This window comes from Bacillus sp. z14 (2026) (genome assembly GCF_058313575.1).
The window spans coordinates 619,110-636,316 of record NZ_JBZFQK010000002.1 but is presented as its reverse complement, the minus strand read 5'-3'; the positions used below and the strand labels follow the sequence as shown (position 1 = coordinate 636,316).

Genomic DNA, 17,207 nt, shown 5'->3' with positions numbered 1-17,207 from the left:
TTTATGACAGGCTGCAAAAAATCACACCTCTCTTATCAGTAATTATTCTTTAAAGGAGCAAATGTCATCCTGTGCCAATCAACCGGACCATACTTTTCGATAGCTTCTAAATGACTGCTCGTTCCATACCCCATATGCTTATCAAATCCATATTGTGGATAGATTTCTGCATATTCCTTCATAAGTCTGTCTCTCGTTTCTTTGGCAATGACTGAAGCAGCTGCAATAGAGATAGACTTGGCATCCCCTTTAATCAGCGACATCTGTGGTATAGGCAAATCTAACTTCATAGCATCTATCAATGCATATTCCGGGAATACTTTTAACTGATTCACTGCTGAAAGCATCGCCTTTTTGGCAGCTTCATAAATATTTATTTTGTCGATTTCCTCACTGTGTATAATGCCAACCCCAACCGCAAGCGCATTTTCCAGTATGTACTCGTAGTATTGCTCTCTTTTTGCAGCAGAGAGTTTCTTTGAGTCAGTAAGGCCGGCTAAATAAAAGTTTTCAGGCAAAATCACAGCCCCTGCTACTACAGGACCAGCAAGCGGCCCTCTGCCAGCTTCGTCTATGCCCACTATATATTGATATCCTTCATCCCTTAGTTGGTTCTCAAAAACCGATATGGAGTCGAAATGGCGTCTTTCCTCTACTTTCCTGGCAATTGCTCTTTCAAAGCCTGAGAGGGCAACCTGGACGCCTTTACGCTGATCCTTGCGGCATTCCTGAACAAACGGATCCTCGATGGTTTCTAGCTCTTTAAGCTTATTTTTTATTTCTGAAATGGTAAGTGAATTCGTCATTTCTGCTATCCTTCCTAATTAATATCGGTTTTGGCACACAAATGTAAAGACCCCCAAACAAGGGGGCCTTCTAGTTTTTTATTATATATCAGATTCCAATTCAAATGGAGATTCAAACGTTAATCTTCCAAATTTTTGTGTACGGATATCTCTTATAATCAATTCAGCAGTTTTATCATAATCCACTATGCCACCGCCAGCTAAACATCCTCGCAATTTCCCTACTTGGTCAAAGGCTTCCACAATTTCTTCTGGAATTTCCTCAAGCTTATACCCATCGAGCAAACGCGCTGGATATTCCCTCTCCAAAAATTTCAATCCATAGATTGCAATATCATGAAGATTTAAAATGGTATCCTTAATAGCTCCTGTTACAGCTAGTTTACAGCCGACTTCCTGATCCTCAAACTTCGGCCATAGGATACCAGGAGTGTCCAATAGTTCAAGCTCCTTACCAACTTTAATCCATTGCTGCGCTTTTGTCACACCTGGCATATTACCGGTTTTGGCAATATTTTTTCCAGCAAGCCTATTTATTAATGTAGACTTCCCAACATTGGGAATTCCGACAATCATGGCACGGATTGCACGTGGTTTTATTCCTCTAGATTTCATCTTTTCTATTTTTTCTTTAAGAACTTCTTGAGCTCCCGCCATAATACTTTTCAAGCCTGTCCCTTGATGTGCATTTACGGCTACGGCTTTAATTCCCTTAGCTTCGAAATAGGCTAACCATTGATTTGTTTTACTTTGATCTGCCATATCTGCCTTATTTAAAATCACCAGCCGCGGTTTATGCTGAATAATTTCATCAATCATAGGATTTCTAGATGATTGGGGAAGCCGAGCATCTACTAGCTCAAATATTATGTCTACCAGCTTTAATTTTTCTGTTACTTCACGCCGAGCTTTAGCCATATGCCCGGGAAACCATTGTATCGTCATACTTTCACCTTTTCAGTCATTAGTCAACAATTCTAAATTCTTTTAACGGCCAGTACACTAGACTGGTTTTGCCCAAAATCTCACTTTGCTTGATCGTTCCAATATGGCGGCTATCTTTCGAGTATCTTCGATTATCCCCCATCACAAACACTTCACCCTCGGGAACCGTTTCCTGGCCAATAATTTCTTCCAGTGTAAATGGTTCTGTCAAAGGTCCTTCAATCATTTGTTCCTTGGCTTCATCCAGGTAAGGCTCTTCATATGCCTTGCCATTAATATATAAAGTATCATCTTTATATTCTATTTTATCTCCAGGTAAGCCAATTACTCTTTTAATGTAATCTTTTTCTTCTGTAGCGTGAAATACCACTATATCAAATCGCTCAGGTTCACCGATTTTATAGGACATTTTATTGACTACCATTCTATTTTCATTATGAAGGGTTGGCATCATCGATAAACCATCAACCAATATAGGTGCAAATAGGAAATATCGGATGATTGCTGCCAATACTATTGCAATAACTAAAGCTTTAACCCACTCGAGGATTTCACTTTTCCCTTTAGACTTAGCCATATTCGTACACCGCCTATATCTTCTCTATATATGTATAAATATATACTTTTCACATAAAAAAGCAATAATTTGATGTTTAATGTGAAAAAGGAGCTTGTGTCAGCACAAGCTCCTTGTATCCACTCACGTTAAACACGTAATTATCGGATTTCTTTAATACGTGCTGCTTTACCGCGTAGGTTACGCAAGTAATAAAGCTTAGCACGACGTACTTTACCGCGACGGATAACTTCCAATTTAGCGATACGTGGTGTGTGCAATGGGAATGCACGTTCAACACCTACACCATAGGAAATTTTGCGGACTGTGAAAGTTTCACTGATTCCGCCTCCACGACGCTTGATTACTACGCCTTCGTATACCTGAATACGTTCACGAGTTCCCTCAACAACCTTAACGTGTACTCTTACAGTATCACCGGAACGGAAAGTAGGAAGATCAGTTCTTAATTGATCCTTCGTGATTTCTTCGATTAATTTATGCATCGTATTCAACTCCTTCCACCCAATGCTCTTGCCACCCCTTCTCGAGATAATGACAGCGGAACATTGTTATAAAAGCAAGGCTTTACAGCCTAACTCACAAAATGTATCTTATCATATAAAACACCTAAAGCGCAACTATCTATCTTCATTTTTTATTTCTTCGAGCCATTTTTTTTCTTCTTTGGTCAGATCATAATGATTCAATAAATCCGGACGCCTTTGCCAGGTTCTGCGCAAAGATTCTTTCTTTCTCCATTCCTCAATATATTTATGGTTTCCCGAAATGAGAACATCCGGGACCTTCATCCCGCGAAAATCAGCCGGACGCGTATAATGAGGGTGTTCCAAAAGACCTGAACTAAATGAATCCAGTACAGGTGAATCCTCATTCCCCAGCACCCCTGGCAATAGCCGCACTACACTATCGATGATCACCATTGCTCCAAGCTCTCCACCCGTTAATACGAAATCACCAATTGATATTTCGTCTGTTACCGCATGTTCGCGTATCCTTTCGTCATACCCTTCGTAATGCCCGCACACGAAAATAAGCTGATCTTCCTTTGCCAGTTCCTCTGCTTTAGCTTGGTTATAGCGTTCCCCCTGTGGACATAAAAGGATGACCCGAGGCTTTTTCTTCTGCTCTTTTGGAGTGATTTGCTCCAAGCAATCAAAAATCGGCTGAGGTTTCAGTACCATTCCTGCCCCACCGCCATATGGGTAATCATCAACAGATTGATGCTTGTTATCTGAATACTCCCGGAAATTATGGGTATGGTATTCAACTGCCTGTTTTTCAGCAGCCTTCTTAAGGATGGAGGATCCAAACACTCCGCTGAACATTTCAGGAAATAAGGTTAGGATATCGATTCTCATTAATCAAGCAGTCCTTCCATCGGATCAATCGAGATCATTTTTGCATCTACATCAATTTCTTTAACAACATCATCAATATAAGGAATCAATACTTCTTTACCGTTTTTCCCGCTGATGACCCATACATCATTTGCTCCAGGTGAAAGGATTTCTTTTACCACACCCAATTCGGCACCATCTGCAGTACGTACTGTGCATCCGATGATTTCATGGTAATAATATTCCCCTTCATCAAGGCTGCCCATTTGTTCCTCTGATATCTTTAATACGCCTTCTTTATAAGACTCCACTGATTCTATCGTGCCATGCCCTTCAAACGTCAATAAATAAAAGTTTTTGTGTTGTCTTGAAGATTGAACAGTGACTTCAATAGGCTCATTTGAGCTCTTTTTAAAGATATATAAAGTGCTCCCATTTTTATATCGTTCTTCCGGGAAATCAGTGCTTGAAATAACCCTGACCTCGCCTTTTATTCCGTGGGTATTAACAATTTTGCCAACTTTAAACCATTTTTGCATTTCTTTCTGTTCACCTCTATTTAAATTCATCAATGATTCCATCTTTAATAATGATGGTTTTAGTTTGTACAACTTCTTCCCAATTTTGCCCGACTTCAACATCAATTATTGCCTGAACTTCTCGTTCCTTTAATTCACTCCCATAGGGGAGAATATCAAGCTGTTGAATTTGAAAGTCCAGCAGCTTCACTTTTTCCTTACGCATATCGATTTCTTTCTCAAAATGCGTTTTTAAGCTTGCGGGTTGAAATTTCTTTGTTTTTTCCAGCTTCTTTAATTCAAAGCGCAATTGATCACATTCTTTATTCAAAACGCTTTTTTTATATTCAAACTGCTCCAACAGCTGTATTTTACTCTTCTCAGTTAATACCTGTTTCACTATAACATTTTGAAGTATTTTCATTATGGCACCTCTTTCATACATACCAATCCACCAATTGTATTACGGTACTGAAGAAATCCTGAAACTTATCAACTCATCATCATTATAGCTACTTTCAAATAACGGTACTATGTATGGATTATACACTTCACACTTTAACCAACCCAAAACCCTCATAATTCATAACTTAATACTATCCCGAACCACAATAAATGACAACCAAAAGCTGAGGCGACTGTTCAGACCCGACAAGCATAAGAGGAGGCACGTAGGGAGGCGTCCTTTCCTCCCGCAGTGGCTACACTTATGTCTCGAGGGTCTAGGAGCCGAAGCTAGATGACAACCAAAAGCTGAGACGGCTCGCCCAGAAGCGAGGAGCATAAGACAGGGGTTCGGAGGGAGGCGCTCTCCCCTCCCGAAGAGACCATGCTTATGTCCTGAGCTTCTAGCCGTCGAAGCTAGATGACAACCAAAAGCTGAAAGAGCTCGCCCAGGAGTGAGGAGCATAAGACAGAGGCTCGGAAGGGGGGGTAAGGTACAAAGACTAAGAACGCCACATCGTGTCGCAACGTCTTTGTGTCCAACATCCTGTTGCCCTCCTGTAGAGGCTATGCTTATGTCCCGAGCTCCTAGCTCATGAAGCTGGATGACAACCAAAAGCTGAAGGGCCTAATTCAAGGAACGAAGACTAAAAACGCCACATCCTGTGGCAACATCTTCGTTACCTCATCTCCTTGCCCTCTTGCTCAGCCCTTAGTGAGTATGCATGAATATATAAGAAAAAGGAGGGATTGCTCCCTCCTTTTTTCAATCGCGTATTTCCAGATAGACTTTTTTGTCATTCTTGGATGCAGCAGTATACACTACTGTTCGAATAGCTTTAGCTACACGCCCCTGTTTGCCGATTACCTTCCCCATGTCTTTCTTATTGACCGACAGGGTAAAAACAATCTTATTGGCTTGTTCATCCATTGCTACGGTCACGTCATCCGGATGATCGACAAGAGGCTTTACGATTGTTTCAATCAATTCTATCATAACGGACCTTTATATTACTTGCTTTGCTTCGCGTTGTGGAATTTTTCCATGATGCCTTCTTTTGACAACAAGTTACGAACTGTGTCAGATGGTTTAGCACCATTTTGAAGCCATTGTAAAGTAAGTTCCTCGTCAATTTTCACTTCAGCTGGGTTTGCAACTGGGTTGTAAGTTCCAACTGTCTCAATGAAACGACCGTCACGAGGAGAACGAGAATCTGCTACTACAATACGATAGAAAGGAGTCTTTTTAGCTCCCATACGTTTTAAACGAATTTTTACTGCCATTTTATACTTGCACCTCCGAATAGTATCACACAAGATAGTATATTACCAAATCAATATACCCTTGTAAAGTGTTTTTTCTTAACACCCATATTTTTTTACATAAAAGGTAGCTTAAAGCCGCCTTTTTTCTTACCTTTTTGCTGCATGCCAGTCATTTGCTTCATCAACTTCTTCATGTCTTCAAATTGCTTTAGAAGTCGGTTTACTTCCTGAATCGGTCTTCCGCTTCCTTTAGCAATCCGTTTACGTCTGCTGGCATTAATAATTTCAGGCTGATCCTTCTCTTTCTTCGTCATTGATTGAATGATTGCCTCAACATGAGCAATTTGCTTATCATCAATGGAAAGATTGTTCATCCCTTTAATTTTGTTTGCACCTGGAAGCATTTTTAAAATGTCATCCAGCGGTCCCATTTTTTTGACCTGTGCTAGCTGTTCGAGGAAATCATCAAATGTGAAAGAGTTTGTACGCATCTTCTTCTCGAGTTCGCGTGCTTTCTCCTCATCAACATCAGTTTGGGCCTTCTCAATCAGCGTGAGAACATCGCCCATCCCTAGAATCCTTGAAGCCATTCGTTCCGGGTGGAATGGCTCTAATGCATCCATCTTTTCACCCATACCGACAAACTTAATCGGTTTTTCAGCTACTGAACGAATTGATAATGCTGCACCACCACGTGTATCTCCATCCAATTTGGTTAAAATAACACCGGTGATTTCGAGTTGGTCGTTAAAGCTTTTAGCTACATTGACCGCATCCTGTCCTGTCATGGCATCTACAACTAAGAAAATCTCATCTGGTTTTACAGCTTCTTTAATTTCAGCCAATTCGCCCATCAGATTTTCATCAATATGCAAACGCCCTGCTGTATCGACTAAAACATAATCGCAATGCTCTTCTTTAGCTTTGGCAACCCCTTGCTTGGCAATTTCTACAGGACTCACTTGATCTCCCAAAGAAAAGACAGGCATAGAGAGCTGACCGCCTAAAGTTTCAAGCTGCTTAATTGCTGCGGGACGGTAAATATCGGCTGCAACTAGCATTGGTTTACGATTATATTTCTTGCGGAGCAGATTAGCCAGTTTACCTGTGGTTGTTGTTTTACCGGCACCCTGTAAACCAACCATAAGGATAACAGTTGGAGGACGATTTGAAACAGCAATCTTGCTTTGTTCGCCACCCATTAATTCCGTCAATTCTTCCTTAACGACCTTGATTACCTGTTGACCAGGTGTCAAGCTCTTTAAAACTTCTTGACCAATAGCCCTTTCATTGACACGTTTGATAAAATCCTTAACTACTTTAAAGTTAACGTCTGCTTCAAGAAGTGCGAGCTTTACTTCTCTCATCATTTCTTTTACATCAGCTTCCGTCACTTTACCCTTGCCTCGGATTCTTTGCAAAGTGCCCTGCAGTCGGTCGGCTAAACCTTCAAATGCCATTATGCCGCCTCCTAATCTAACTTTTCAAGAGATGCTATAATCTCAATCAGTTGTTCTTTAACATCATTTTCATTCATCTGTTCTGTTAAACTTCCTAACTTATTGAGCAAAAGGCTGCGTTCCTGTGATTTATAAAACAGTAAAAGCTTAGCCTCGTATTCTTCAAGCATCGCTTCTGTTCGCTTAATATTATCATAAACGGCCTGGCGGCTCACCTCATATTCATCGGCAATTTCACCCAGGGAATAATCGTCCAGATAATAAAGAGACATATAACTTTTTTGCTTTGGTGTCAGCAATGATTGATAGAAGTCATATAGGTAATTCATCCGCATTGTTTTCTCGAGCATTACTGACCCTCCAACTCTGTTAAGTGAAATACCTTTACAATATACAAGTTTAATCGGAAAATCAAAGAATGTCAAGAACCCTTTCCTGAAGAGGCAAGGCTTGTATTACCAATGCTTTACTGTCATATTTCAGTTTTAAAAACACATGCAAAAGAGCGCAGTTTTTATTTAAATAAATAGATTCTAAGGTGACACCAATGGTAAATCTCTTCTATCCTTGCTCCTTTCGAACCAACTGCCTTTTCCCGAATGATTATCCCTGTCTAAAAATCCTCTAAAATTACGACATAGACTCCATAAAAGAGAAAAGAGCCCGTATAAACACAGGCTCTCCCTTCAAAATAATGGTTTACTCTTCTGCTTCATCTACTAACTCGGCAAATAATCCATATACAAATTGTTCTGCATCGAATTCCTGCAAATCATCCATTTGCTCACCCAGGCCAGCGAATTTAACTGGAATGCCGAGCTCATTGCGAATGGCAATGACAATTCCGCCTTTCGCTGTTCCATCTAGCTTTGTTAATACAATCCCGGAAACATCTGTGGCTTCCTTAAATGTTTTGGTTTGAATTAACGCATTCTGTCCAGTGGTGGCATCGAGAACCAACAACACTTCATGCGGCGCACCCGGTACTTCCCGTTCAATAACCTTCTTAACCTTTTCAAGCTCTTTCATAAGGTTAACCTTGTTTTGAAGTCTTCCTGCTGTGTCACATAGAAGGATATCCGCTTTACGTGATTTAGCAGCCTGCACAGCATCAAACATAACAGCAGCTGGATCTGAACCTGCTCCCTGCTTAATGACCTCTACACCAACCCGATTGCCCCATACTTCTAATTGTTCAATCGCACCGGCACGGAAAGTATCTCCCGCTGCCAAAAGGACCTTCTTACCCTCACTCTTATATTTATGAGCAAGTTTTCCAATCGTTGTCGTTTTACCCACACCATTCACACCTACAAACAGAATAACTGTCAGTTGATCTTCCTGAATGTTTACAGCAGTGGATTTCTCCTCACCAGCCTGATAAATTTCAACAAGCTTCTCAGATATAACACTTCGTACATCTTTTGTATCTTTTATATTGCGGCGTTTCACTTCAAATTTCAGCTTATCAATCAATTCCATTACGGTTTCAACACCGATATCCGCCTGAATCATGACATCTTCAAGCTCTTCAAAAAAGTCTTCATCCACCTCTCTGTAGCGGGCAACTAAATCATTGACCTTTTCGGAAAATGAATTTCTTGTTTTAGTCAATCCCTGTTTAAACTTTTCAGATGTACTAGTTGTTTGTTCACTAAATTTTTCTTTTAGCTTCTTAAAAAAACTCATGTATTTACCACCTTTAAGTTGATTCAATTAATTCCTTTGATTCCTCTAACCTGACAGAAACAAGCTTCGAAACTCCTGATTCCTGCATGGTAACACCATACAGGACGTCCGCTTCTTCCATTGTTCCTTTGCGGTGCGTGATTACGATAAATTGCGTTTCTTTACTGAATTGCTTTAAGTATTGGCTGAAACGGTACACGTTCGCTTCATCAAGCGCTGCTTCCACTTCATCCAATATACAAAACGGAACAGGTCTTACGCGTAAAATAGCGAACAAAAGAGCGATGGCTGTCAGCGCACGTTCCCCGCCTGATAATAAACTGAGATTTTGCAGCTTTTTACCAGGAGGCTGTGCAATGATATCCACACCGGTATTTAGTATGTCCTCTGGATCTGTCAACTTGAGCTCTGCTCGACCTCCGCCAAACAGTGAAGGGAACACCAAATTGAATTCTTTCTTAATTGCATTGAAGGTAATCTCGAAACGGCGCTTCATTTCTTCATCCATTTCATCAATCACATCAAACAATGTATCTTTTGCTTCCTGCAAATCATCTCTTTGAGCTGTTAAAAATTCATATCGCTCTGAAACGCGATCATATTCTTCAATCGCTCCAATATTCACTGTACCAAGCTCTTCGATAGAAAGCTTAATTAATTTCACTTTCCGTTTTGCTTCTTCAGGTTCAACCGTAAGTGGATATTGTTCTTTAGCTGCTTCAAAGGTAAGTGCATATTCCTCCCGAAGCGTATCCAAACGGGTGTCCATTTCCACATCTAAACGATTGAGTTTAATCTCTTCGTCTTTTAATGTTTCTGATAGTCCTCTATGCTGGCGTTTCCACTCTTTTAGTTCCATTTCATTTTCTTCAACAAGCTCTAATAGTTCCTGTCGCTTTGCTCGTGAAGCTTCAATTTCACGAACCGCTTGTTCCTTTTGTTCCAGCTTCTCTGCTGCAGTTTGTTCCAGATTAGTTTCACCTGTGGAGCTTGATGACATTTCACCATTTAACAGAGAAAGGTCTTCTTCATTTTCACGAATGTTTTGTTTTACCTCATTTAATTCTGATGTCAACCGCTCTACTTCATTTTGCTGATGCTGAAGCTGTTCGGTTTTTGATGCTAATTGAATCTTTAATTCATTCAATTCCTCTACAAGGGAATCCTTGCTCGATTGATCCATCTGCTTTTGCTCGGTATACCTGCTAATATCAGCATCCATTTGTTTAATGGATTGTTCATAGGAGGAGAGACTGTTTACCAATTCCTTTATACGACTTTCTTTCATATGGCGTTCTTCATCAAGTGACGATTTTTCCATATCATAAATCGTTAATCGTTCATTGACATTGCGTTCTTCAAGCTGCAGCTCTCTTATTTGCCCTTTAATAGATTCTTCATTCAAACGAAGCGTTTCACCAGCTTCACGAAGACGGGTGACTTGTTTCTCAGAATCAGCCAAATCTGCTTTGATTTTCTTTACATGAGCTTCCAGCTTGGCTGTCTGCTCGTCCATTTGCGCGATTTTCTCGACAAGTTCCTCTTTTTCTCCCTTACGTGAAAGAATAGATGAACCCGACTGTCTGTTCGCTCCACCTGTCATTGCTCCACCTGGACTGACAATATCCCCTTCCAGGGTAACAATTCTATACCGATATCCTGTAAGCTTTGCAATTTCATTAGCTCCGATCAAATCCTGAACAATGAAAACATTGCCCAAAAGACTCGTCATAACTTCTTTATACTTCTCATCATACTGAACAAGATCAGCAGCAAGCCCAATAAAAGCTTGATGAGACCCAGCAGTCTGTAAAACCTGAGAAGGGACAGACTTACCTTTTATTGTGGATAAAGGCAAGAACGTAGCTCTTCCAAGTCGATTTCGTTTTAAGAAAGCAATCGCTGTACGTGCATGATGTTCTTCTTCCACTACAATATTTTGCAGGGCTCCACCCAGAGCAGTCTCAATGGCAACCGCATAATCCTTCGGCACATTAAGTAATTCAGCAATAGCGCCTTCAATTCCATGTAATTTTTTATTCTTTTCTTTAAGAATTTCTTTTACACCCTGGAAAAATCCGGAGTAATCCTCTTCCATTTCTTCAAGCATTTCTTTTCGTGATTTCGCTTTTTGCAAATATTGATATGCCTGATAAAGAGTTTTTTCCTGTTTTTCATATTGGGTTTTTAAATTTTCATGCGAATGCTGTAATTCACGATAACGATAAATTTGGTTCTCTAGATCCTGCTGAACGGCATGGAGTCGGATTTCCGTTTCTTTCAAGCGAGCCGTCACCTGTTCCCTAGAAGACAATAATTTGCCATTATCAAGGTCTAATTTTGCATGCTTACTTTGCTGTTGACTTAATTGCTGTTCTAAATAGGTCAGCTCATGTTTCGCCGCAGCCTGTTGGTTTAACTGTTCAATATACTCACTTTTCAGAGCATCAATTTTAGCTTCCAGGTCTCCCGCAAAGTTACTAAGCAAATTTTGTTTTTCCTGTAATTTTTGTTTAAAGTTTTTCGTTTCTGCCTGAAGAAGATGCAATGTACCCACTTTTTCATCTCGGATACGTGAGACCTGAATCAATTTATCTCGCCAGTTTTGCAGACTTTTTTCAAGATGCTGCTTGTTTTGGCTTGCATTCTTCATTCTTTCAATTAAAACTTGTTTACGGCCTTCTACCTTTTCAAGTTCTTCACTGACAGATAACAAAGTAGACTGTAAAGACTGAATACGATTATCTAGCTCAGTCAACTGCAAGCGAGTCGCTTCTACTGCGGATTCCTTTTTCTGAATTAATAAACTGAATTCAGAATCCTTTATTTGATGCTCTTCAAGCTGCTTTGATAATGAAGTCCATTTTTCGTGAAGGACTTCAATTTCATATACAAGCAAGGCAGCTTCAAATTCCTCAAGTTCCTCTTTTTGCTGAAGATAATCGCGGGCAATGGATGCCTGTATCTTGAGTGGCTCCACCTGTCCCTCCAGTTCATGTAAAATATCATGAACACGGTTCAGGTTAGCCCTTGTTTCCTCAAGCTTAACCTCCGCTTTCTTCTTCCTTGTTTTATATTTTAATACACCAGCTGCTTCTTCAAATATAGTGCGGCGTTCCTCCGCTTTACTGCTTAAAATCTCTTCTACTTTCCCTTGGCTTATAATTGAAAAAGCTTCCTTCCCAAGTCCTGAATCCATGAATAAATCAACGATGTCTTTCAAACGACATGGTTTTTTATTAATGAAAAAGTCACTGTCACCAGAACGGGTCACCCTTCTTGTGACACTAACTTCATGGAAATCAATCGGAAGGAACTGACTTTCATTATTTAATGTAAGTGTAACCTCTGCAAAGTTAAGAGCCTTTCTGGAGTCACTTCCAGCAAAAATAATATCCTCCATTTTGGAGCCCCTCAACGATTTTGCAGATTGTTCACCCAACACCCAACGGATTGAATCTGTGATATTGCTTTTTCCGCTTCCATTCGGACCTACTACAGCAGTTACACCCGAAACAAATTCAACGGAAATGCGTTCAGCAAAAGATTTGAAACCTACTATATCCAATCGTTTCAAAAACAATTGTTTATCTTCTGACATGGTACCCAACTGCCTTTTAATCATTTATTTACTGCTTTTCTGCAAGTGCATCAATGCTTGCTGCGCAGCATGTTGTTCTGCTTCTTTTTTCGATTTGCCCTTACCTGCTCCAAATTCCTTCCCATTCAAGGATACTCTGGCGATAAATTCTCTGTTGTGTGCAGGACCTTTTTCATTAAGAATTTTGTATTCCAATGTACCAATTCCGTCTTTCTGAACCAATTCCTGTAACTGGCTCTTAAAATCCATCACATGAGAAAAAGCACCGTTATCTATTTTTGGATAGACTGATTTTTTGAGGAACTCAATTACGACATCTAACCCCTGGTCTAAATATAATGCCCCGATAAAAGCCTCAAAGACATCTGCCAGAAGAGCCGGACGTTCCCTTCCTCCAGTCATTTCTTCCCCTTTTCCAAGTAATATTAAAGGACCAAAGGAATATTCAGTGGCAAACTTAACAAGTGAAGGCTCACAAACGATAGCAGCTCTAAGCTTTGTTAATTCTCCTTCACTCATCGTATTGAATTTTTTGTATAAAAATTGTGATACAGTCAATTCCAATACCGCATCCCCCAAAAATTCCAATCGTTCGTTATCTTCATATGGCTTGCGACGATGCTCATTCACATAGGATGAATGTGTAAATGCTTGTTTTAATAAATTGATGTTTTCAAATGAAACACCAAGCCGATCCTGAAATGCGATAAAATCTGCATCATTGTTTATCTTTCTTTTACTCTTCTGCATATTGACCCCCTGCTAAATCTGACTAAAAAGTTTCTCACATTTTAGTATATATAAATCCAAAGAATTGGAAAAGGTACAAATTGATAACGAAATTCTTTGATATATACAGACTTTTATTATAATAGCATGAAAAGCCCCGTATTTATACGGAGCTTTTCATAAGAACTAATTAGTTTTGGCTTTTTATGTAGTTCACAGCATCGCCAACTGTTGAAATTTTTTCAGCATCATCATCTGAAATTTCCATACCGAATTCATCTTCAAGTTCCATAACCAATTCCACAACATCAAGGGAATCAGCACCAAGATCATCTTTAAAAGAAGCTTCAAGTGTTACTTCGGATTCATCTACACCAAGGCGATCTACGATTATTTTAGATACTTTCTCTAATACGTCTGACACAACTTCACCTCCCTTCAAGATTGCATCTAGTATATTGTACAAGGGTTAATCGACATATTCAATCTTTGAGTTATTACATAACCATTCCGCCATCGACATGAATCGTTTGGCCAGTAATATATCCGGAATCTTCCGCAGCCAGGAAAACAGCTGTTTTAGCCACGTCCTCCGGCTTACCAAATCGGCCCAATGGTATTTGCTTCAACATTTGCTCTCCAACATTCTCCGTTAATGCATTGGTCATATCTGTTTCAATAAATCCAGGGGCAATCGCATTTACAGTAATCCCACGTGTTGCCAATTCTTTAGCCGATGTTTTGGTTAACCCTATGACTCCTGATTTAGCAGCTACATAATTGGCCTGACCGGCATTTCCGCTCACACCCACCACAGACGAAATATTAATAATCCGTCCCTGCCTTTGCTTCATCATTTGCCTGGATACAGCTTTTGTACAAAGGAAAACACCTTTTAAGTTTGTATTGATGACAGAATCCCAATCATCTTCCTTCATACGGATCAACAAATTGTCACGTGTGATTCCTGCATTATTTATCAAAATATCAATCTTGCCAAATTTTTCAGTTACAATTTTCACCATATCAGTAACAGACTCAGCATTTGTCACATCCCCCTGGATGGATATTGCTTCTCTGCCAATCTCCGTTATTTCTTTAACAACATTTTCAGCTTTTTCGCTGTTCCCGGCATAATTAACAGCAACTGAAGCCCCTTCTTTTGCCAGAGCAATAGCAATGGCACGACCGATTCCTCTAGATGCGCCCGTCACAAGCGCAATTTTCCCATCCAATTTACCCATTTGCTTTAACCTCCGCATCAAGTGAACTGACCACATTTTTACATGATTCAATATCTTTGACTGAGTATACTTTAACACCGCGGTTGATTTTCTTAACTAGGCCTGAAAGAACAGTTCCAGGACCAAATTCGATAAAGGTTGTCACACCTTCATGAATCATATACTCAACAGATTGCTGCCATTTCACTGGAGAATACAGCTGTTTGACCAGACTGTCTTTTATTTCATCACCTGTTCCAGCTAGGGTTCCCGTATAGTTCGATATGATTGGATAATCAGGAGTCCTAATTTCTATTGTATTGAGTGTATCCGCAAGCTTACTCGCTGCGGGTTTCATCAACGAAGAGTGAAAAGGACCGCTGACTTCCAGGGGAAGCACTCTCTTTGCTCCTTTTTCCTTTGCAAGCTCTCCTGCCAATCTTACCCCATCCATTGTTCCAGAGATAATAATTTGGCCTGGGGAATTTAAGTTTGCTAATTGTACAGGTTCACCTTGATTCGTTATCGTTTTCGTTACTTCTTCTAGACTTGACTCATCCATACCAAGAATAGCACTCATCGTGCCTATCCCAGATGGAACAGCCTGCTCCATATATAAGCCTCGATTTCGTACGAGTTTTACCGCATCCTCGTATTGAATGGACCCAGCTGCAGCATAAGCCGTATATTCACCCAGGCTGTGGCCTGCCATATAATCAGGTTTTAAATCAGACATTTCACGAAATACGCTAAGAAGCGCTAAACTTGTAATTAACAGACTCGGCTGAGCATTGTATGTACGTGTCAATTTCTCTTGCGGTCCTTCGAAAATAAGCTTACTGAACTCTTCAGCCAAGCATTCATCTGCTTTTAAAAAGAGATTTTTCACATTTTGATAATTGTCGTAAGCATCTTTTCCCATACCTACAGTTTGTGAGCCCTGACCCGGAAAAATAAAAGCAAATTTAGTCATCATATCCCCCTTACTATTCGTCCCCTTACATTCGTTCCCTTTTCTTCGTTTATTTTATTGCCTCATGAATCGTTTCTGCAACATGATGTTCTACCATAATTTTCGCCTGACGAATGGCATTATAGAATGCATTTGCATCTGAGGAACCATGTGCTTTTATGACAGGAGCTTTTAATCCAAATAGACCTGCACCACCGTATTCAGAGTAATCCAGCTTATTTTTCAGTTCTTTAAACCCTGGCTTTAAAACAGCTGCGGCCAGTTTGCTCTTTAGATCGACCATCATCGCTTCTTTTAACATTTTAAATAAAGCAGAAGCCGTACCTTCAGTTGTTTTTAAAACCATGTTTCCGGTAAACCCGTCGGTTACGACAACATCAGCTACTCCATTTAACAAATCCCGAGCTTCCACATTACCGATAAAATTAAAGTTAGCATCCTTCAATAAAGCAAATGCCTGCTTGGTAAGCTCATTTCCTTTTTTATCCTCGGTACCAATATTCAATAAACCAACTCGCGGTTTTTCAATATTGCGGACCTTCTCAGCATAAACAGACCCCATCAAGCCATATTGGTAAAGATGCTCCGGCTTCGCATCAGCATTGGCTCCCACATCCAACAGAACAAATCCTTTTCCATCAATTGTCGGTAATGTTGGGCTAAGTGCAGGTCGATCAATTCCATCAATTCTTCCAACCACAAAGAGACCTGCGGCCATTAGAGCTCCCGTATTTCCTGCTGAGATGCACGCATCGGCCTGTCCATCTTTTACATACTGAGCAGCAAGTACCATAGAGGCATTTTTCTTTCTTCGCACTGCTCTTACCGGTTCATCATCACCAGTTATAACCTCATTCGTATGGATAATGGTTATCCGTTCATCTGAAGTTAAATGCTTTTTAATTTCAGCTTCATCGCCAATAAGCATAATTTCTAGTTCCGGGAAAGATTTAATCGCTTTTTCTGCGCCTTTCACAGACTCTTTTGGTCCGTGGTCTCCACCCATAGCATCTAATGCAATTTTCATTCTTGTTCATCCTTTTTCTCTGTAGTCGTTCGGTACATGGAAAACTCCCCTTTAAATACAAGCTCCTTACCTACATAGCTATGCACAGTAATCAGGGATCTTCCTTTATCGTTATCCACTTCAATAACCTTGGCTTTGGCAATCACACGATCGCCTTCATACACAGATTTTGTGAAGTGGATGGCAGCTTTTGCTGTTAACGCCAGTTCCTCATTAGTTACCGCAACGGCCAATGAATTGGCTTGTGCGAATAAATGATGCCCTCTGGCTATTTTATTTCTCTTAAATACATGTTCAGGTTTTATATCCAACAAGGAAATAGCACTGTTATCTAAATCAAGATCAATAATATCCCCGATTATTTCATCAACAGGTAAAGATTTAATCTCGTCTGTCATTCTTTTCTCGGCGACAGACTTTATTCTTTCTCTCAATTCCGGGATGGATAGTTCGAGGCGATCCAGACGAATCGTTTGGATACTAACCTTTAATTGTTCAGCCAATTCCTCATCGGTAATAAAAGGATTATCCTGTATCATATCCTTTAATATAGCTTGTCTATCCTTCTTGTTTCTTTTCAAAAACCTTCACCTTCCGAAGTATTATGAC

The 17,207-nt window shown here is 40.1% G+C and carries 19 protein-coding genes; all 19 read right to left on the bottom strand.

What is annotated here, in order from left to right; all coding sequences use genetic code 11:
* Positions 1-35 precede the first annotated feature (35 nt).
* On the bottom strand, positions 36-806 hold the full coding sequence (gene rnhB, locus AC4G3O_RS09155; protein ID WP_066100499.1) for a ribonuclease HII: 771 nt from the start codon (positions 804-806) through the stop codon (positions 36-38).
* A gap of 81 nt (positions 807-887) precedes the next feature.
* Complete coding sequence (ylqF, locus tag AC4G3O_RS09150; RefSeq protein WP_066100502.1) at positions 888-1,751, bottom strand: ribosome biogenesis GTPase YlqF; 864 nt, start codon at positions 1,749-1,751, stop codon at positions 888-890.
* A 19-nt stretch (positions 1,752-1,770) separates the two neighbouring features.
* Entirely contained in the window at positions 1,771-2,328 is a 558-nt protein-coding gene (lepB, locus tag AC4G3O_RS09145; protein WP_066100505.1) for a signal peptidase I, read from the bottom strand.
* 140 nt (positions 2,329-2,468) lie between these two features.
* Positions 2,469-2,813, bottom strand: a complete 345-nt coding sequence (rplS, locus tag AC4G3O_RS09140) for a 50S ribosomal protein L19 (RefSeq protein ID WP_066100509.1) — start codon at positions 2,811-2,813, stop codon at positions 2,469-2,471.
* Positions 2,814-2,948: 135 nt separating this feature from the next.
* On the bottom strand, positions 2,949-3,689 hold the full coding sequence (trmD, locus tag AC4G3O_RS09135) for a tRNA (guanosine(37)-N1)-methyltransferase TrmD (RefSeq protein ID WP_066100512.1): 741 nt from the start codon (positions 3,687-3,689) through the stop codon (positions 2,949-2,951).
* Positions 3,689-4,207, bottom strand: a complete 519-nt coding sequence (rimM, locus tag AC4G3O_RS09130) for a ribosome maturation factor RimM (protein ID WP_066102282.1) — start codon at positions 4,205-4,207, stop codon at positions 3,689-3,691. Before rimM ends, trmD begins: the two co-directional genes overlap by 1 nt.
* Before the next feature lie 16 nt (positions 4,208-4,223).
* Positions 4,224-4,610, bottom strand: a complete 387-nt coding sequence (locus tag AC4G3O_RS09125) for a YlqD family protein (RefSeq protein ID WP_066102285.1) — start codon at positions 4,608-4,610, stop codon at positions 4,224-4,226.
* Between the two features lie 786 nt (positions 4,611-5,396).
* Positions 5,397-5,627 carry a KH domain-containing protein gene (locus tag AC4G3O_RS09120; protein ID WP_066100515.1) on the bottom strand — a complete coding sequence of 77 codons (231 nt, stop codon included), beginning with the start codon at positions 5,625-5,627 and terminating at the stop codon, positions 5,397-5,399.
* A 14-nt stretch (positions 5,628-5,641) separates the two neighbouring features.
* Positions 5,642-5,914 (bottom strand): 30S ribosomal protein S16, encoded by a 273-nt coding sequence (gene rpsP, locus AC4G3O_RS09115; protein WP_066100518.1) that lies wholly within the window; start codon positions 5,912-5,914, stop codon positions 5,642-5,644.
* A 95-nt stretch (positions 5,915-6,009) separates the two neighbouring features.
* The gene (gene ffh / locus AC4G3O_RS09110; RefSeq protein WP_066100520.1) at positions 6,010-7,356 is read right to left on the bottom strand and encodes a signal recognition particle protein; all 1,347 of its coding nucleotides are present in this window, start codon (positions 7,354-7,356) and stop codon (positions 6,010-6,012) included.
* A gap of 11 nt (positions 7,357-7,367) precedes the next feature.
* Complete coding sequence (locus AC4G3O_RS09105; protein WP_066100523.1) at positions 7,368-7,706, bottom strand: putative DNA-binding protein; 339 nt, start codon at positions 7,704-7,706, stop codon at positions 7,368-7,370.
* A 349-nt stretch (positions 7,707-8,055) separates the two neighbouring features.
* Positions 8,056-9,045 (bottom strand): signal recognition particle-docking protein FtsY, encoded by a 990-nt coding sequence (ftsY, locus tag AC4G3O_RS09100; protein ID WP_490558248.1) that lies wholly within the window; start codon positions 9,043-9,045, stop codon positions 8,056-8,058.
* A gap of 13 nt (positions 9,046-9,058) precedes the next feature.
* Complete coding sequence (gene smc / locus AC4G3O_RS09095; protein ID WP_490558369.1) at positions 9,059-12,628, bottom strand: chromosome segregation protein SMC; 3,570 nt, start codon at positions 12,626-12,628, stop codon at positions 9,059-9,061.
* A 42-nt stretch (positions 12,629-12,670) separates the two neighbouring features.
* The gene (gene rnc, locus AC4G3O_RS09090; protein ID WP_066100529.1) at positions 12,671-13,396 is read right to left on the bottom strand and encodes a ribonuclease III; all 726 of its coding nucleotides are present in this window, start codon (positions 13,394-13,396) and stop codon (positions 12,671-12,673) included.
* Between the two features lie 169 nt (positions 13,397-13,565).
* Positions 13,566-13,799 carry an acyl carrier protein gene (locus AC4G3O_RS09085; protein ID WP_066100531.1) on the bottom strand — a complete coding sequence of 78 codons (234 nt, stop codon included), beginning with the start codon at positions 13,797-13,799 and terminating at the stop codon, positions 13,566-13,568.
* A 73-nt stretch (positions 13,800-13,872) separates the two neighbouring features.
* Positions 13,873-14,619, bottom strand: a complete 747-nt coding sequence (gene fabG / locus AC4G3O_RS09080; protein ID WP_066100536.1) for a 3-oxoacyl-[acyl-carrier-protein] reductase — start codon at positions 14,617-14,619, stop codon at positions 13,873-13,875.
* Positions 14,612-15,571 carry an ACP S-malonyltransferase gene (gene fabD, locus AC4G3O_RS09075; RefSeq protein WP_139891561.1) on the bottom strand — a complete coding sequence of 320 codons (960 nt, stop codon included), beginning with the start codon at positions 15,569-15,571 and terminating at the stop codon, positions 14,612-14,614. Before fabD ends, fabG begins: the two co-directional genes overlap by 8 nt.
* 49 nt (positions 15,572-15,620) lie before the next feature.
* Positions 15,621-16,598, bottom strand: coding sequence for a phosphate acyltransferase PlsX (plsX, locus tag AC4G3O_RS09070; RefSeq protein ID WP_491136082.1), 978 nt, complete (start codon positions 16,596-16,598; stop codon positions 15,621-15,623).
* Positions 16,595-17,179 carry a transcription factor FapR gene (fapR, locus tag AC4G3O_RS09065; protein WP_066100552.1) on the bottom strand — a complete coding sequence of 195 codons (585 nt, stop codon included), beginning with the start codon at positions 17,177-17,179 and terminating at the stop codon, positions 16,595-16,597. Before fapR ends, plsX begins: the two co-directional genes overlap by 4 nt.
* Positions 17,180-17,207: the final 28 nt, after the last annotated feature.

Bases quoted from the DNA above. Each gene is read 5' to 3' on its own strand.
- rnhB (WP_066100499.1), bottom strand. From the start codon at position 806: ATGACGAATTCACTTACCATTTCAGAAATAAAAAATAAGCTTAAAGAG.
- ylqF (WP_066100502.1), bottom strand. From the start codon at position 1,751: ATGACGATACAATGGTTTCCCGGGCATATGGCTAAAGCTCGGCGTGAA.
- lepB (WP_066100505.1), bottom strand. From the start codon at position 2,328: ATGGCTAAGTCTAAAGGGAAAAGTGAAATCCTCGAGTGGGTTAAAGCT.
- rplS (WP_066100509.1), bottom strand. From the start codon at position 2,813: ATGCATAAATTAATCGAAGAAATCACGAAGGATCAATTAAGAACTGAT.
- trmD (WP_066100512.1), bottom strand. From the start codon at position 3,689: ATGAGAATCGATATCCTAACCTTATTTCCTGAAATGTTCAGCGGAGTG.
- rimM (WP_066102282.1), bottom strand. From the start codon at position 4,207: ATGCAAAAATGGTTTAAAGTTGGCAAAATTGTTAATACCCACGGAATA.
- AC4G3O_RS09125 (WP_066102285.1), bottom strand. From the start codon at position 4,610: ATGAAAATACTTCAAAATGTTATAGTGAAACAGGTATTAACTGAGAAG.
- AC4G3O_RS09120 (WP_066100515.1), bottom strand. From the start codon at position 5,627: ATGATAGAATTGATTGAAACAATCGTAAAGCCTCTTGTCGATCATCCG.
- rpsP (WP_066100518.1), bottom strand. From the start codon at position 5,914: ATGGCAGTAAAAATTCGTTTAAAACGTATGGGAGCTAAAAAGACTCCT.
- ffh (WP_066100520.1), bottom strand. From the start codon at position 7,356: ATGGCATTTGAAGGTTTAGCCGACCGACTGCAGGGCACTTTGCAAAGA.
- AC4G3O_RS09105 (WP_066100523.1), bottom strand. From the start codon at position 7,706: ATGCTCGAGAAAACAATGCGGATGAATTACCTATATGACTTCTATCAA.
- ftsY (WP_490558248.1), bottom strand. From the start codon at position 9,045: ATGAGTTTTTTTAAGAAGCTAAAAGAAAAATTTAGTGAACAAACAACT.
- rnc (WP_066100529.1), bottom strand. From the start codon at position 13,396: ATGCAGAAGAGTAAAAGAAAGATAAACAATGATGCAGATTTTATCGCA.
- fabG (WP_066100536.1), bottom strand. From the start codon at position 14,619: ATGGGTAAATTGGATGGGAAAATTGCGCTTGTGACGGGCGCATCTAGA.
- fabD (WP_139891561.1), bottom strand. From the start codon at position 15,571: ATGACTAAATTTGCTTTTATTTTTCCGGGTCAGGGCTCACAAACTGTA.
- plsX (WP_491136082.1), bottom strand. From the start codon at position 16,598: ATGAAAATTGCATTAGATGCTATGGGTGGAGACCACGGACCAAAAGAG.